This window comes from Pseudomonas sp. 1L-E-NC-VB-C3 (assembly GCF_057291535.1).
Genome location: NZ_JBXAWD010000001.1, coordinates 293,149 through 308,739, shown reverse-complemented (window position 1 = coordinate 308,739; position 15,591 = coordinate 293,149). Strand labels below are relative to the sequence as shown.

General features: G+C 61.2%; 15 protein-coding genes. 11 read left to right on the top strand and 4 right to left on the bottom strand.

From position 1 onward, the window contains the following. Window positions 1–108 precede the first annotated feature (108 nt). The 4 genes from AC0Z5Z_RS01365 to AC0Z5Z_RS01350 all read left to right on the top strand — a co-directional run bounded on the left by AC0Z5Z_RS01365 (window position 109) and on the right by AC0Z5Z_RS01350 (window position 4,509). Window positions 109–1,503, top strand: a complete 1,395-nt coding sequence (locus tag AC0Z5Z_RS01365; RefSeq protein ID WP_024014706.1) for an FAD-binding oxidoreductase — start codon at window positions 109–111, stop codon at window positions 1,501–1,503. Window positions 1,504–1,544: 41 nt separating this feature from the next. After that, a complete protein-coding gene (locus tag AC0Z5Z_RS01360; RefSeq protein ID WP_252877074.1) occupies window positions 1,545–2,210 on the top strand; it encodes a fumarylacetoacetate hydrolase family protein in 666 nt (221 codons plus the stop codon). A 277-nt stretch (window positions 2,211–2,487) separates the two neighbouring features. Next, the gene (locus tag AC0Z5Z_RS01355) at window positions 2,488–3,411 is read left to right on the top strand and encodes an SdiA-regulated domain-containing protein (protein ID WP_252877073.1); all 924 of its coding nucleotides are present in this window, start codon (window positions 2,488–2,490) and stop codon (window positions 3,409–3,411) included. A gap of 180 nt (window positions 3,412–3,591) precedes the next feature. After that, a complete protein-coding gene (locus tag AC0Z5Z_RS01350) occupies window positions 3,592–4,509 on the top strand; it encodes an SdiA-regulated domain-containing protein (protein WP_056786260.1) in 918 nt (305 codons plus the stop codon). Window positions 4,510–4,651: 142 nt separating this feature from the next. Here AC0Z5Z_RS01350 and rpiA read toward each other — a convergent pair whose 3' ends face one another. After that, a complete protein-coding gene (rpiA, locus tag AC0Z5Z_RS01345) occupies window positions 4,652–5,326 on the bottom strand; it encodes a ribose-5-phosphate isomerase RpiA (protein ID WP_007913886.1) in 675 nt (224 codons plus the stop codon). 317 nt (window positions 5,327–5,643) lie between these two features. Here rpiA and ilvA point away from each other — a divergent pair, with 317 nt between their 5' ends. Then, window positions 5,644–7,158, top strand: a complete 1,515-nt coding sequence (gene ilvA / locus AC0Z5Z_RS01340) for a threonine ammonia-lyase, biosynthetic (protein WP_150637035.1) — start codon at window positions 5,644–5,646, stop codon at window positions 7,156–7,158. Between the two features lie 41 nt (window positions 7,159–7,199). Next, window positions 7,200–7,613 (top strand): DUF2269 family protein, encoded by a 414-nt coding sequence (locus tag AC0Z5Z_RS01335; RefSeq protein WP_252886951.1) that lies wholly within the window; start codon window positions 7,200–7,202, stop codon window positions 7,611–7,613. Window positions 7,614–7,718: 105 nt separating this feature from the next. Here AC0Z5Z_RS01335 and AC0Z5Z_RS01330 read toward each other — a convergent pair whose 3' ends face one another. After that, the gene (locus AC0Z5Z_RS01330; protein WP_041476856.1) at window positions 7,719–8,375 is read right to left on the bottom strand and encodes a histidinol-phosphatase; all 657 of its coding nucleotides are present in this window, start codon (window positions 8,373–8,375) and stop codon (window positions 7,719–7,721) included. A gap of 143 nt (window positions 8,376–8,518) precedes the next feature. Here AC0Z5Z_RS01330 and AC0Z5Z_RS01325 point away from each other — a divergent pair, with 143 nt between their 5' ends. Together AC0Z5Z_RS01325 and ptsP are read left to right on the top strand one after the other, a co-directional pair. Beyond that, window positions 8,519–8,998, top strand: coding sequence for an RNA pyrophosphohydrolase (locus AC0Z5Z_RS01325; RefSeq protein ID WP_003229203.1), 480 nt, complete (start codon window positions 8,519–8,521; stop codon window positions 8,996–8,998). A 22-nt stretch (window positions 8,999–9,020) separates the two neighbouring features. Beyond that, complete coding sequence (ptsP, locus tag AC0Z5Z_RS01320) at window positions 9,021–11,300, top strand: phosphoenolpyruvate--protein phosphotransferase (protein ID WP_041476855.1); 2,280 nt, start codon at window positions 9,021–9,023, stop codon at window positions 11,298–11,300. Window positions 11,301–11,422: 122 nt separating this feature from the next. Here ptsP and AC0Z5Z_RS01315 read toward each other — a convergent pair whose 3' ends face one another. After that, window positions 11,423–12,169 carry an NRDE family protein gene (locus AC0Z5Z_RS01315; protein WP_485610617.1) on the bottom strand — a complete coding sequence of 249 codons (747 nt, stop codon included), beginning with the start codon at window positions 12,167–12,169 and terminating at the stop codon, window positions 11,423–11,425. A gap of 130 nt (window positions 12,170–12,299) precedes the next feature. Between AC0Z5Z_RS01315 and AC0Z5Z_RS01310 the strand changes: the two genes are divergently transcribed. The 3 genes from AC0Z5Z_RS01310 to AC0Z5Z_RS01300 all read left to right on the top strand — a co-directional run bounded on the left by AC0Z5Z_RS01310 (window position 12,300) and on the right by AC0Z5Z_RS01300 (window position 14,999). Beyond that, window positions 12,300–13,082 carry a sulfite exporter TauE/SafE family protein gene (locus tag AC0Z5Z_RS01310; protein ID WP_016772682.1) on the top strand — a complete coding sequence of 261 codons (783 nt, stop codon included), beginning with the start codon at window positions 12,300–12,302 and terminating at the stop codon, window positions 13,080–13,082. Window positions 13,083–13,161: 79 nt separating this feature from the next. Then, a complete protein-coding gene (gene lgt, locus AC0Z5Z_RS01305; protein ID WP_016772683.1) occupies window positions 13,162–13,977 on the top strand; it encodes a prolipoprotein diacylglyceryl transferase in 816 nt (271 codons plus the stop codon). A gap of 50 nt (window positions 13,978–14,027) precedes the next feature. Then, window positions 14,028–14,999, top strand: a complete 972-nt coding sequence (locus tag AC0Z5Z_RS01300; protein ID WP_485610616.1) for a thymidylate synthase — start codon at window positions 14,028–14,030, stop codon at window positions 14,997–14,999. 125 nt (window positions 15,000–15,124) lie between these two features. On the opposite strand, the gene cadR is transcribed toward AC0Z5Z_RS01300, so the two are convergent. Next, window positions 15,125–15,574 (bottom strand): Cd(II)/Pb(II)-responsive transcriptional regulator, encoded by a 450-nt coding sequence (cadR, locus tag AC0Z5Z_RS01295; protein WP_016772685.1) that lies wholly within the window; start codon window positions 15,572–15,574, stop codon window positions 15,125–15,127. Window positions 15,575–15,591 lie beyond the last annotated feature (17 nt).

Below are 15,591 nucleotides of genomic sequence, written 5' to 3'. Positions count from 1 at the left end.
GCACTGTCCTGCGGGGTCGGTATGCTAGCATAGCCACCCCGCTAAACACTCATTCCTGCGACGTGAAGCGTTCTCAGGATGACCATGAATTGTTCGAGAGTTCTGTCGATGACCAATCCTGCGCTGATTGATGAACTGAAGACCCTGGTTGAGCCTGGCAAAGTCCTCACTGACGCCGACTCCCTGAACACTTACGGCAAGGATTGGACCAAACACTTTGCCCCGGCACCGAGCGCCATCGTGTTTCCCAAGACCATCGAGCAAGTGCAGGCCGTGGTGCGTTGGGCCAACACTCACAAGGTTGCGCTGGTGCCATCCGGCGGGCGCACCGGGTTGTCCGCCGCTGCGGTGGCGGCCAATGGCGAAGTGGTGGTTTCGTTCGATTACATGAACCAGATTCTCGACGTCAACCTCACCGACCGCACTGCCGTGTGCCAACCGGGCGTGGTCACTGAGCATCTGCAGAACGTCGCCGAAGAAAACGGCCTGTACTATCCGGTCGATTTCGCCTCGGCAGGTTCCAGCCAGATTGGCGGCAATATCGGCACCAATGCCGGCGGGATCAAAGTGATTCGCTACGGCATGACCCGCAACTGGGTGGCCGGCATGAAGGTCGTCACCGGCAAGGGCGATGTGCTGGAACTGAACAAGGACCTGATCAAGAACGCCACCGGTTACGACCTGCGTCAGCTGTTCATCGGCGCCGAAGGCACCCTCGGTTTCGTCGTCGAAGCGACCATGCGCCTTGATCGCGCGCCGAAAAACCTCACGGCGATGGTCCTCGGTACCGCCGATTTCGATTCGATCATGCCGGTGCTGCATGCCTTCCAGGGCAAGCTCGACCTGACCGCGTTCGAATTCTTCTCCGACAAGGCCCTGGCCAAGGTCATGGGCCGTGGCGACGTGCCGGCGCCATTCGACACCGAGTGCCCGTTCTACGCCCTGCTGGAATTCGAAGCGACCACCGAAGAAGTGGCGAACAGCGCGCTGGAAACCTTCGAACACTGCGTTGAACAGGGCTGGGTGCTCGACGGCGTGATGAGCCAGAGCGAAACCCAGCTGCACAATCTGTGGAAGCTGCGCGAGTACATCTCCGAAACCATCTCCCACTGGACGCCGTACAAGAACGACATTTCGGTTACCGTCTCGAAAGTGCCGGCGTTCCTGCGCGAAATCGACGCGATCGTTGGCGAGCACTACCCGGATTTCGAAATCGTCTGGTTCGGCCACATCGGCGACGGCAATCTGCACCTGAACATCCTCAAGCCGGAAAATCTGAGCAAGGACGAGTTCTTCGCCAAGTGCGCCACCGTCAACAAGTGGGTGTTCGAAACCGTCGAGAAATACAACGGCTCGATCTCGGCCGAGCACGGCGTCGGTATGACCAAGCGTGATTACCTGACCTACAGCCGCTCGCCGGCCGAGATCGAGTACATGAAAGCGGTCAAGGCAGTGTTCGACCCGAACGGCATCATGAACCCGGGCAAGATTTTCCCGGTTTGATCGGTAATCTCTGTTGAATCAATAAAGGCAGGAGTCGGTAAATGAGCTATCAGCACCAGTACGTCGACGGCACGCGCATTCACTTCCCGATCGGGAAAGTCGTGTGCATTGGCCGCAATTACGCCGAGCACGCCAAGGAACTGGATAACCCGGTGCCGACCGAGCCGCTGCTGTTCATCAAGCCGGGCAGTTGCGTGGTGCCGCTGGAAGGCGGTTTCAGCATTCCGACCGAGCGCGGTTCGGTGCACTACGAAGCGGAAATCGCTGTGTTGATCGGCAAACCGCTGTCGACCAAACCAAGCCGCGAAGAAGTCCTCGATGCGATCTCCGGTTTCGCCCCGGCGCTGGACCTGACCCTGCGCGACAAGCAGGCCGAGCTCAAATCCAAGGGCCTACCGTGGGAAATCGCCAAGTCGTTCGACGGCGCGGCGGTGATCGCGCCGTTCGTGGTCGGCAGCACCTTCGCTGACCTGACCGACATCGGCATCCGCCTGACCATCAACGGCGAAGTGCGCCAGGACGGCAACAGCAGCGCGATGCTCAACCCGATCGTGCCGATGATCCAGCACATGGCCGGCTGCTTCTCGCTGCAGGCCGGCGACGTGATCCTCACCGGCACGCCAGTGGGCGTCGGCCCGCTGAATGTCGGCGATGAAATCGTCCTCGAACTGCCGGGGGCGAGCAGCTTCAGCAGCAGCGTGCGCTAACCGCAGAAGCCCTTGCAGGGGGTGAGCTTTGTGGTGAGGGGATTTATCCCCGTTGGACTGCGCAGCAGGCCCCTCTTCAAGATCAAGAGGGGCGCGCTTCGCGCGCCAACGGGGATGAATCCCCTCGCCACAAGTGTGCTGCTGGCAAATGCACACGCCAATCCCGCCATTTCCCGTTTTTTTCACATCCTCTCTGGATAATTCCCGCGATTCTGGCGTCTCAGCCGGCCTCTTTGTGCTATTACCCTTGGCCTGAATTAACGGAACGCATCCCTCGATGGCATCTCGAACTCAGCAGAAATCCCCCTCCCGTTCGCGCTTCGTCCTGCGCTGGTATGTCTGGCTGTTGCTGGTCATCGCCGCAGCCTATGGACTGGCGTTCGCCATGCATTGGGATGATCGCGGCGTGCTGTGGGTGCTGGAGCGCTTCGAGAGCAAGGCCGAGCAAAAGGAGAGTGTGTGGCTGCCGGATTATCAGGTGGTCATCGATGCCAAGCCGCTGCCGGGTATGGAAAAGGACGAAGCTTCGGATCTGGCCTATAACCCGCAGACCAAGACCCTGTTTGCGGTGATGGGCAAGAATGCCTTCCTGGTCGAGCTGACGCTCGAGGGCGACGTGTTGCGCAAGATGCCGCTGGTAGGCTGGAGCAATCCGGAAGGCCTGACGGTCATGGAAAACGGCTTGCTGGCCATTGTCGATGAGCGTGAGCATACCTTGTCGATCGTCAAGATCGACGCCGCGACTCGTGAGCTGAACATCGCCGATTTCCCGAAATACGACCTCGGGCCGTCGAAAGATCAGAACAAGGCGTTTGAGGCCATCACGTGGGATCCGCGCAATCAGCGATTGATTCTGGGGGAGGAACGCCCACCGGCGCTGTTCACCTGGAAAAGCGATGGCGGCCAGACCCTGCAGGGCGACAAGCAGAAGCTGGCCAGCGATCAGCTGGATCTGCGCAACCTGTCGGCGCTGGCTGTCGATCCGCGCACTGGCCATCTGCTGGTGCTGTCGGCGGATTCACACCTGTTGCTTGAACTCGACGAGGATGGCAAGCAAGTCAGCTTCATGACGTTGCTTGGGAATTTCAACGGTCTGAAAGACACCATCCCCCGCGCCGAAGGCATGACCATGGATGCGGACGGCACGCTGTACATGGTCAGCGAGCCGAACCTGTTCTACCGATTCGAAAAACACCGGTGATGCCTTCCCTGGAGCTGCCGCAGGCTGCGATCTTTTGATCTTGCTTATGAAAGTCAAAAAATCGCAGCCTTCGGCAGCTCCTACGGCGCTTGGCTTGTGATCTGAGGCAAGTGGCCATTAAGCTTCAATTCAGACGGGCGTGATATTTCATCGGCCTGTCATGAATCCGAGCCTGCCTGAATGCGTCGACTTGCCCGCCCCAAACCGCTGATTCTCGTCCTGTTGATGATTGTCCTGATTGCGTTGATCGCGATCGGCCAATACCTGCGTCTGTTCGAGCGCGCCTGGTTCAACCTGCACACGCTGTGGCAACCGGTGAGCAGCGAGGCGATCGGGCTCGACCAGTATCGGGTGACGATCGAGGCGCGGCCGATCGAGGGGCTCGACGATGACGTCTCGGCGCTGACCTACGATCCGGTGCGTAAAAGCCTGTTCACCGTGACCAACAAGAATTCCGAACTGGTCGAATTGTCCCTGGAAGGCAAGATTTTGCGGCGCATCGCTCTGGTGGGGTTTGGCGATCCGGAAGCCGTCGAGTACATCAGTGCCGACACCTACGTGATCACCGACGAGCGTCAGCAACGCCTCATCAAGATCCACCTCGAGGCCGACACCACTTTTCTCGATGCCGAAGATGCCGAGCAAATGACCCTTGGCGTGCACATGTCCGGCAACAAGGGTTTCGAAGGGCTTGCTTATGATTCTGTGGGCAAGCGGCTGTTCGTGGCGAAAGAACGCGACCCGATGCTGATCTACGAAGTCCACGGCTTCCCGCATTTCAAACCGGACAAGACCTACGCGGTGCACGTGATCAACAACCCCAAGCGCGATGCCGGAATGTTTGTGCGTGATCTTTCGAGTCTGCAGTACGACGAGCGCAGCGGGCACTTGCTGGCGCTGTCGGACGAGTCGCGCTTGATCATCGAACTGGATGTCGACGGGCGCCCGTTGAGCACCATGTCGATCAGCGGCGGGCGCCAGGGTTTGCAGAAAACCGTGCCGCAGGCGGAGGGAATTGCAATGGATGATGACGGCACGTTGTACCTGGTGAGCGAGCCGAATCTGTTTTACGTCTTCAAAAAACCCACACCAAACTAACTGACATCACAAAACACTGTGGGAGCGAGCCTGCTCGCGAAGGCGGTTGATCAGTCTCTGAATATGTTGACTGACCCGACGCTTTCGCGAGCAGGCTCGCTCCCACAGGTTACTTATCAGCCCATGGCAAGTGGGCAGTCTGTTACTCAGCCTTCAGGGTTTTCACGCCTTCACTGGTGCCCAGCAACAACAGATCCGCCGGACGCGCGGCGAACAGGCCGTTGGTGACCACGCCGACGATGGCATTGATCTGTGCTTCCAGCTCCACCGGGTTGGTGATCTGCAGGTTGAACACGTCGAGGATGATGTTGCCGTTGTCGGTCAGCACGCCTTCGCGGTACACCGGGTCGCCGCCCAGTTTCACCAGTTGGCGGGCTACGTGGCTGCGGGCCATCGGGATGACTTCCACCGGCAGCGGGAACTCGCCGAGTACCGGCACCAGTTTGCTGGCGTCAGCGATGCAAATGAAAGTCTTGGCCACGGCGGCGACAATCTTCTCGCGGGTCAGGGCCGCGCCGCCGCCCTTGATCAGGTTCAGGTGCGCATCGCTCTCATCGGCGCCGTCGACGTAGAACTCCAGATCGCTGACGGTATTCAGCTCATACACCGGAATCCCATGGCCCTTGAGGCGCGCGGCGGTGGCTTCGGAGCTGGCGACCGCGCCATCGAACGCGCCCTTGTGCTGGGCCAGGGCGTCGATGAAGCAATTGGCGGTGGAGCCGGTGCCGACGCCGACGATGCTCTTGTCGTCGAGTTTCGGCAGGATGAAGTCGACGGCGGCCTGGGCCACGGCCTGTTTGAGTTGATCCTGGGTCATGCGGGCTCCGGAAGCGGGCAAGGGTTGGGCAGAAAGGCCGGCATTATAGGCCTCGCGGTGGTACAGGGGGAAACAAGCTGTGGCGAGGGGATTTATCCCCGTTCGGCGACGCAGTCGTCGTAAAACCCAGGAACGCGGTGTGACTGAAAAAAAGCAGGGGAGCGCTTCGCACTCCAGCGGGGATAGATCCCCTCACCACAACGGTGCTCACTCAAGATTGGGTTTCCAGACCTTAAAACCACCTGTTTAGTGTGGTCGCCTCGGCAAAAGGCGGGTTAGACTCGCTGGTCCCGCCCAATCGCCAGTGATGCTTTCCGATGCTCGAACAGTACGTCAAAAAGATCCTCACCTCGCGCGTTTATGACGTTGCCGTAGAAACCCCGCTGCAGAACGCCCGCCAGCTCTCCGAGCGGCTGGGCAATGACATCTGGCTCAAGCGCGAAGACTTGCAGCCAGTGTTCTCGTTCAAGATTCGCGGCGCCTACAACAAGCTGACGCAATTGAGCGACGAAGAGCGCGCTCGTGGCGTGGTCACCGCGTCGGCGGGCAATCATGCGCAGGGTCTGGCTCTGGCGGCGAAAGTGTTGGGCGTCAAAGCCACCATCGTCATGCCCAAGACCACCCCGGAAATCAAAGTCGAAGGCGTGCGTTCGCGCGGCGGCAAAGTGGTGCTGCACGGTGACTCGTTTCCGGAAGCGCTGGCCTATTCGCTGAAACTGGTCGATGAAAAAGGCTACGTCTACATCCACCCGTACGACGATCCGCACACCATTGCCGGGCAGGGCACCGTGGCCATGGAAATCCTGCGTCAGCACCCGCAGCCGCTGGATGCGATTTTCGTCCCGGTCGGCGGTGGCGGCCTGATCGCCGGTATCGCGGCCTACGTGAAATACCTGCGTCCGGACATCAAGGTAATTGGCGTCGAGCCGGACGACTCCAACTGCCTGCAAGCGGCAATGGCAGCGGGCGAGCGCGTGGTTCTGCCGGCCGTGGGCATTTTCGCCGACGGCGTGGCGGTGGCGCAGATCGGCCAGTACACCTTCGAGATCTGCAAGGATTACGTCGACGAAGTGATTACCGTCAGCACCGACGAGATCTGCGCAGCAATCAAGGATATCTACGACGATACCCGCTCGATCACCGAACCTGCCGGCGCGCTGGGCGTGGCCGGAATCAAGAAGTACGTCGAGCAACGTGGCGTCAGCGGGCAGACTTTCGTCGCCATCGACTCCGGCGCCAACGTCAATTTTGACCGCCTGCGCCACGTCGCCGAGCGCGCCGAACTGGGCGAAGGTCGCGAGGCGATCATCGCCGTGACCATTCCGGAAAAGGCCGGCAGCTTCAAGGCGTTCTGCGAAGCCATCGGCAAGCGCCAGATCACTGAATTCAATTACCGCTACAACACCGGCAGCGAAGCGCACATCTTTGTTGGCGTGCAGACCCACCCGGACAACGATCCGCGCAGCGCCTTGCTGGCGAGCCTGACCGAGCAGGGGTTTCCGGTGCTCGACCTGACCGACAACGAGCTGGCCAAGCTGCACATTCGCCACATGGTCGGTGGCCGCGCCGCGCAGGTGGTCGATGAAGTGGTGCTGCGCTTCGAATTCCCGGAGCGCCCGGGCGCGCTGTTCAACTTCCTCAACAAGCTCGGCGGGCGCTGGAACATCTCGATGTTCCACTACCGCAACCACGGCGCGGCGGACGGGCGTGTGGTCGCCGGCTTGCAAGTGCCGCATGACGAGCGTCATCTGGTGCCGGCGGCGCTGGCGGAAATCGGCTATCCATACTGGGATGAAAGCGATAACCCGGCCTATCAGCTGTTTCTTGGCTGAGCGGCTACGCTGATGGGCATGGATCTACGGATGAGAACGACATGGAAACCCTGACCACCCTGAAAGTCCTTCACGTCGCGGCGACCGTGGTGATCCTCGCGAGCGGGCTGGTGCTCGCCGCCCTGACCTGGCGAAATCGCAGTGAAGGGCCGGCCAGTACGATGCGCCGTCCCTGGCTGTTCATCTGGTGTCTGATGCTGATCGGCATGCTCAGCATGCCCTTCACCGGCTGGTGGTTGGTGCATCTGGTTGGCTGGCCGTTGGGCCAGTTTTGGATTCTGGGTTCCAGCGTGATCTACGCCGTGGCCACGTTCAGTGCGGTCTGGCTGCTGGTCCGGCTGGATCGGCTGTGGACAAGCGGGGTGGGCAATCGCAAGTTCAATCTGGCGCTGGCGATTGTCAGCGGCGTCGGATTTGTCGCCATCGCGGCGTTGATGGGGGCCAAGCCGGTTTAAGGCTTGAGGCCCGGTTGCGGCCATTCGCGAGCAGGCTCGCTCCCACAGGGGATTTGTGAATGACACAGGTCCAATGTGGGAGCGAGCCTGCTCGCGAAGGCGATATCAGTCGCGCAACGAAATCACCGGCCAGCCACGCTTCTCGGCCTCGGCCCGCAGATTCGGATCCGGGTCCACCGCCACCGGATTCGCCACCTGCTCCAGCAGCGGCAGATCATTCATCGAATCGCTATAGAAATAGCTGTCCTCGAGCGAATAGCCGGTCTCTTCCAGCCAGCGATTGAGGCGCGTGACCTTGCCTTCGCGGAAGCACGGGATGTCGGTGCTGCGCCCGCTGTAGCGGCCGTCGATCATTTCGCATTCGGTGGCAATCAGGGTTTCCACGCCCAGGCGCACGGCGATCGGTGCCGTCACGAAACGGTTGGTGGCGGTGATGATCACCAGTTTGTCGCCGGCATCGCGGTGCTTCTTCAGCAGCTCCAGTGCCTTGGGCAGCACGATCGGCTCGATGCAGTCGCGCATGTAATCGCTGTGCCATTGCTCAAGCACGGCCATTTCCGTGCGGCCGAGAATTTCCAGGCAGAAGTTCAGGTAGGCGGCGTTGTCCAGCTTGCCGGCCAGGTAATCCTGATAGAACTCGTCGTTACGCGCCTTGTAGGCGATCGGGTCGAGGAAGCCGCGCTCGCACAGATAATCGCCCCAAGCGTGATCGCTGTCGCCGCCCAGAAGGGTGTTGTCCAAATCGAATAAAGCCAGGCGCATTGCAGTTACCCGCTGAAAAGTCAGTAAAAAGGCGACAAGAATACGGTCTTTTCACAAGAGTGCACATAAGGTAGGAACCTTCGTTGCCGCCTGATCAAGCTTTGTGGAACAATGCGGCGACATGCGTTTGCGAGGTTGTTGCCGTGATCGACCCCGATGGTTTCCGCCCCAATGTCGGGATCATTCTGACGAATGACGCCGGCCAGGTGCTATGGGCTCGCCGTATCAATCAGGACGCCTGGCAGTTTCCGCAAGGGGGGATCAACCCCGAGGAGACGCCGGAAGACGCCTTGTACCGCGAGCTGAACGAAGAAGTTGGCCTGGAACGTGAAGATGTTGAAATACTGGCCTGTACCCGAGGCTGGTTGCGCTATCGTTTGCCGCAACGCCTGGTGCGTACCCACAGCCAACCGCTGTGCATCGGCCAGAAACAGAAATGGTTCCTCCTGCGCCTGATCTCCAACGAGCAGCGGGTGCGGATGGATCTGACCGGTAAACCGGAGTTCGATGGCTGGCGCTGGGTCAGCTATTGGTATCCGTTGGGCCAGGTGGTGACATTCAAGCGCGAGGTGTATCGACGCGCTCTCAAAGAGCTTGCCCCGCGCCTTTTAGCGCGCGACTGACGACGGAGTTCGACCCCGAGCCATGCTCAATACGCTGCGCAAGATCGTCCAGGAAGTTAACTCCGCCAAGGATCTCAAGGCGGCGTTGGGGATTATTGTGTTGCGCGTCAAAGAGGCCATGGGCAGCCAGGTCTGCTCGGTCTACCTGCTTGATCCGGAAACCAATCGCTTCGTCCTGATGGCCACCGAGGGCTTGAACAAGCGCTCGATCGGCAAGGTCAGCATGGCCCCCAACGAGGGTCTGGTCGGTCTGGTCGGCACGCGTGAAGAACCCCTGAACCTGGAAAACGCTTCGGTTCACCCGCGTTATCGCTACTTCGCCGAAACCGGTGAAGAGCGTTACGCCTCGTTCCTCGGTGCACCGATCATTCACCACCGCCGCGTCGTCGGCGTGTTGGTCATCCAGCAGAAAGAACGCCGCCAGTTCGACGAAGGTGAAGAAGCCTTCCTCGTGACTATGAGCGCGCAGCTTGCTGGTGTAATCGCCCACGCCGAGGCCACCGGTTCGATCCGTGGTCTGGGCCGGCAGGGCAAGGGCATTCAGGAAGCCAAGTTCGTCGGCGTACCGGGTTCGCCGGGTGCTGCCGTCGGTACCGCCGTGGTGATGCTGCCGCCGGCGGACCTGGACGTGGTGCCGGACAAGACCATCACCGACATCGACGCTGAGCTGGCGCTGTTCAAGACTGCCATCGAAGGCGTGCGCGCCGACATGCGCGCCTTGTCCGCCAAACTCGCGACCCAACTGCGCCCGGAAGAGCGCGCGTTGTTCGACGTCTACCTGATGATGCTCGACGATGCCTCGCTGGGCAGCGAAATCACCACCGTGATCAAGACGGGGCAGTGGGCTCAGGGCGCGCTGCGTCAGGTGGTCACTGAGCACGTCAACCGTTTCGAACTGATGGACGACGCCTACCTGCGCGAACGCGCCTCGGACGTCAAAGACCTTGGCCGCCGTCTGCTCGCCTATCTGCAGGAAGAGCGCCAGCAGAATCTGGTCTACCCGGAAAAAACCATTCTGGTCAGCGAAGAGCTGACGCCGGCGATGCTCGGCGAGGTGCCGGAAGGCACGCTGGTCGGTCTGGTCTCGGTGCTCGGTTCGGGTAACTCTCACGTCGCGATTCTCGCCCGGGCCATGGGCATTCCGACGGTGATGGGCCTGGTCGATCTGCCGTACGCCAAGGTCGACGGCATCGAAATGATCGTCGACGGCACCCGTGGCGAGGTCTACACCAACCCGAGCGAAGTGCTGCGCAAGCAGTTCGCCGAAGTCGTCGAAGAAGAGAAACAACTGGCGCTGGGCCTCGACACCCTGCGCGACCTGCCGTGCGTGACCCTCGATGGTCACCGCATGCCGCTGTGGGTCAACACCGGCCTGCTCGCCGATGTGGCGCGGGCGCAGAAGCGTGGCGCCGAAGGGGTCGGCCTGTACCGCACCGAAGTGCCGTTCATGATCAACCAGCGCTTCCCGAGCGAGAAGGAACAGCTGGCGATTTACCGCGAACAGCTCGCCGCGTTCCACCCGCAACCGGTGACCATGCGCAGCCTCGACATCGGCGGTGACAAATCGCTGTCGTACTTCCCGATCAAGGAAGACAACCCGTTCCTCGGCTGGCGCGGTATCCGCGTCACCCTCGACCACCCGGAAATCTTCCTGGTGCAGACGCGCGCGATGCTCAAGGCCAGCGAAGGCCTGAACAACCTGCGGATTCTGCTGCCGATGATCTCCGGCACTCACGAACTCGAAGAGGCCCTGCACCTGATCCACCGTGCCTGGGGCGAAGTGCGCGACGAAGGCACCGACGTGCCGATGCCGCCGATCGGCGTGATGATCGAGATCCCGGCAGCGGTGTACCAGACCAAGGAACTGGCGCGGATGGTCGATTTCCTTTCGGTCGGCTCCAACGACCTGACCCAGTACCTGCTGGCGGTAGACCGCAACAACCCGCGCGTCGCCGACCTCTACGACTATCTGCACCCGGCGGTGCTGCAAGCCCTGCAAACCGTGGTCACTGACGCCCACGCCGAAGGCAAACCGGTGAGCATCTGCGGCGAGATGGCCGGTGATCCGGCGGCGGCGGTGCTGTTGATGGCGATGGGTTTCGACAGCCTGTCGATGAACGCCACCAACCTGCCGAAGGTGAAGTGGATGTTGCGTCAGGTGAACCTGAGCAAGGCCCAGGAGATGCTGGCGGAACTGATGAAGATCGATAACCCGCAGGTTATCCACAGCTCGCTGCAACTGGCGCTGAAGAATCTCGGGTTGGCCAAGATGAATTCGCCGGTGGTGACCAAGGCTCTCTAAAAGGCTGATGCCCTCTTCGTCGGAACGCCGCCCGGAGCAGGCTCGCTCCCACAGGGATTCGTATCGATCACGAAACCCAGGTGGGAGCGAGCCTGCTCGCGAAGGCGCCAGTTCAGGCACCGCTAAACCACAATCTCCACCTCGCCCAAATGCCCGCCATACGGCCCAAAGCTGCGCTCCACCATCCGCCGCGTTCCGTCCGCCTGCACAACCAACGCTGTACTCGCCCGCGTTCCGTAACTTTGGCTGGCAATAAACACGCTCGACAGCAACGACTCCGTTGCCATGCCCACCCCGGTATCCGGCAACTCCGCCTCGGGTGCGGTCTGCGCATCGCTCAGCAAGGCCAGCAAGCGCTCAGGCTGCGGATCGTCCAGCACCGCGCTCAACGCCGCCCTGGCCTTGAGCAGTTTCGGCCACGGCGTATCCAGCCCCGCGTTGGATAACCCATAAACCCCCGGCTGCAACATCACCGGCTCTGACGCCCGCGCATTGAAGTGCCACAACTCATGGGCATTGCCCAGCAGCAGATTGAACCCGGCATATTCGGCGGCACGACCCACCACATCGCTCAAATAATCATCAATCGACAGATCGCCCGCAAGAAACCGCGCCACCAGCTCGCCCCGGGATTTGGTCGCGGGCGGCTGTTGCGGATCGCGGATATTGGTCAGCGCTGCGAAGCGTCCGTTGCTGCCTATCCCCAGCCAGGTGCCGCCGGCTTCAAGGTCGCGCCCGGCATGCACCTGCGGCGCTTCTGGCCAAGGTGCCAATGGCAGGCTGGGGCGGGCGTAGAACTCGTCGCGGTTGGCCGCGACGACCAGCGGCTGGGCATGGCCCGGGCGCCAGGCGAAAACAATCAGGCACATAAGGTGGTCCTTGTGTGTTTTTTGCCCACTCTACGCATCCGGCGTCCGTGCATCCATCGCCAGTGGAGCAGAAGGCTGCGCATCCGTTAACATGCCGCTCCTGTTTTGCCGATGCGTGCTGGAGACGGTCATGGAATTTCTGCTCTACCTGGCGCTCGGTGCCTGTGCGGGCGTGCTCGCCGGGCTGTTTGGCGTTGGCGGCGGGATCATCATCGTCCCGGTGCTGGTGTTCAGCTTCACTTTGCAGGGCTTCGATCAGTCGATTCTTACGCACCTGGCGGTGGGCACATCGCTGGCGACGATCATATTCACCTCGGTCAACGCCGTGCGTGAACATCACCGTCGCGGCGCGGTGCGCTGGGCGATTTTTCGCTGGATGACCGTGGGCATTCTGCTCGGCGCCGGTTTCGGTGCGCTGACCGCCGAAGCCATCTCCGGGCCGAACCTGCAAAAGATCATCGGCGTATTTGCCCTGGTGATCGCCGTGCAACTGGCGCTGGACGTCAAACCCAAGGCCAGCCGAACGGTACCGGGCAAACTCGGTCTGACCGCTGCCGGTACGGTGATTGGCTGGGCCTCGGCGATTTTCGGTATTGGCGGCGGCTCGCTGACCGTGCCGTTTCTGACCTGGCGCAGCGTGCCGATGCAGCAGGCCGTGGCGACCTCATCGGCCTGTGGCCTCCCGATCGCTCTGGCCAGTGCAGCAAGTTTCATGATTCTGGGGTGGCACGATCCGTTGTTGCCGGCCCATAGTCTCGGTTTTGTTTATCTGCCGGCATTGTTGGGCATCGCCCTGACCAGCATGGTCTTCGCTCGGCTCGGTGCGCGTCTGGCGCACAGGTTGTCGCCGCGCTTGCTGAAAAGGCTGTTCGCCGCTTTGCTGTTCTGCGTGGGTTTGAGCTTTCTGCTCTGACCGCGTGGCAATCCTGGCTTAATCCTGAGGTGGCAGCGTCACCCGGGAATTTTGCTTTCAACTCTAACAAGGAGTCGCAATGCTGCCTTACCCGCAGATCGACCCGGTGGCCCTGGCCATCGGTCCGCTGAAAATCCACTGGTACGGTCTGATGTACCTGATCGGCATCGGCGGCGCGTGGCTGTTGGCGTCGCGCCGGCTCAACCGCTTCGACCCGACCTGGACCAAGGAGAAACTCTCCGATCTGGTGTTCTGGCTATCGATGGGCGTGATCGTTGGCGGCCGTCTGGGTTACGTGCTGTTCTATGATCTGAGCGCGTACCTGGCCAACCCGACGCTGATTTTCGAAGTGTGGAAGGGCGGCATGTCGTTCCACGGCGGATTCATCGGCGTGATGCTCGCGGCCTTGTGGTTCGGCAAGCGCAATGGCAAGTCGTTCTTCCAGCTGATGGACTTCGTCGCGCCGATGGTGCCGATCGGCCTGGGCGCCGGGCGCATCGGCAACTTCATCAACGCCGAGTTGTGGGGTAAGGCCACCGACGTGCCGTGGGCGATGGTGTTCCCGCCGTTCAGCGATCCGGCGCAGTTGCCGCGCCACCCGTCGCAGCTGTATCAGTTCGCCCTCGAAGGCGTGGCGCTGTTCCTGATCCTGTGGATCTTCTCGCGCAAACCGCGTCCGACCATGGCGGTCTCCGGCATGTTCGCGCTGTTCTACGGCATCTTCCGTTTCATCGTCGAGTTCGTCCGCGTCCCGGATGCTCAGCTCGGCTACTTGGCGTGGAACTGGCTGACCATGGGCCAGGTGCTCTGCGTGCCGATGATTGTCGGCGGGCTGTTGCTGATCTGGCTGGCCTATCGTCGCGCCCCGGCAGCGCCGCTCGCGCCGACGGCTTAAACTACGAACCCCGGCGCGCGACGCCGGGGCTCCAAGGACACAGGTAACTCATGAAGCAATATCTCGAACTGGTCTCGCACGTCATTCAGAACGGCACCAAACAGGCCAACCGCACCGGTATCAACACCATCAGTTTCCCGGGAGCGATGCTGCGTTTCGATCTGCAGGAAGGCTTCCCGGCGATCACCACGCGCAAAATGGCCTTCAAATCGGCCATCGGCGAGATGTGCGGCTTTCTGCGTGGCGTGAACAACGCCGCTGAATTCCGCGCGCTGGGCTGCAAGGTCTGGGACCAGAACGCCAACGAAAACGCGCAGTGGCTGGCCAACCCGTTCCGTCAGGGCGACGACGACCTCGGTGAAATCTACGGCGTGCAATGGCGCAAGTGGCCGGCGTACAAGCAGATCCCGCTGAGCAATACCGCCGCCATCGAACAAACCCTGAGCAACGGCTACAAGCAGATCGCCCAGGGCGAAGAAGACGGCCAGGCCTACGTCGTGCTGTACAAGGCGATCGATCAGGTGCGCCAGTGCGTCGACACGATCATCAACGATCCGGGCAGCCGCCGCATTCTGTTCCACGGCTGGAACGTCGCCCAGCTCGATGAAATGGCCCTGCCGCCATGCCATCTGCTGTACCAGTTCCACCCGAATGTCGAGACCAAAGAGATTTCTCTGACCCTCTACATCCGTTCCAACGATCTGGGCCTGGGCACGCCGTTCAACCTTACCGAAGGCGCCGCACTGCTGAGCCTGATCGGTCGCCTGACCGGTTACACGCCGCGCTGGTTCACCTATTTCATCGGCGATGCGCACGTCTACGAAAACCACCTGGACATGCTCAACGAACAGCTCAAGCGCGAGCCGTTTGCCATGCCGAAACTGAAAATCTCCGACCGCGTGCCGGAGTTTGCCAAGACCGGTATGTATCAGCCGGAGTGGCTGGAACTGGTGGAACCGGGTGATTTCTCGCTGGAAGGCTATGAGCACCACCCGCCGATGACCGCGCCGATGGCGGTCTAAACCACACCGCAATATCCCTGTGGGAGCGAGCCTGCTCGCGAAGAGGGCGTGTCAGTCACAGATGTGTCGACTGATACACCGCTTTCGCGAGCAGGCTCGCTCCCACATTTGTTTTTGCGGTGTGCTTAGTGGCCGTGGCTACGGCCGACGTGGGAATGCTCAACTTCGGTCGCGACAACCCCGCCACTCACCTCCAGCCGCTGCAAGATCCCGCATTGATCCGCCTCCGGCCCTTCGCCACAGCGTTGGCGCAGGTCGAGCAGTTGTGTCTGCAAGGCCAGCAAGCCATCAATCCGCGCCTTCACATGCTGAATATGTTCGTCGATCAGCGCATTGACGCTCTCGCACTGATCCTGCGGGCTGTCGCGCAGGGCGAGGAGGCTGCGGATTTCTTCGAGGGTCATGTCGAGGGTGCGGCAGTTGCGGATGAAGGTCAGGCGCTCGGCGTGGGCCTGGGTGTAGACGCGGTAGTTGCCGTCGCTGCGCGCCGGTTCCGGCAGGAGGTTTTCGCGCTCGTAGTAGCGGATGGTTTCAACCGCACAGTCGGTGAGTTTCGCCAGTTCGCCGATCTTCATGACCGCCATCTCCAAAA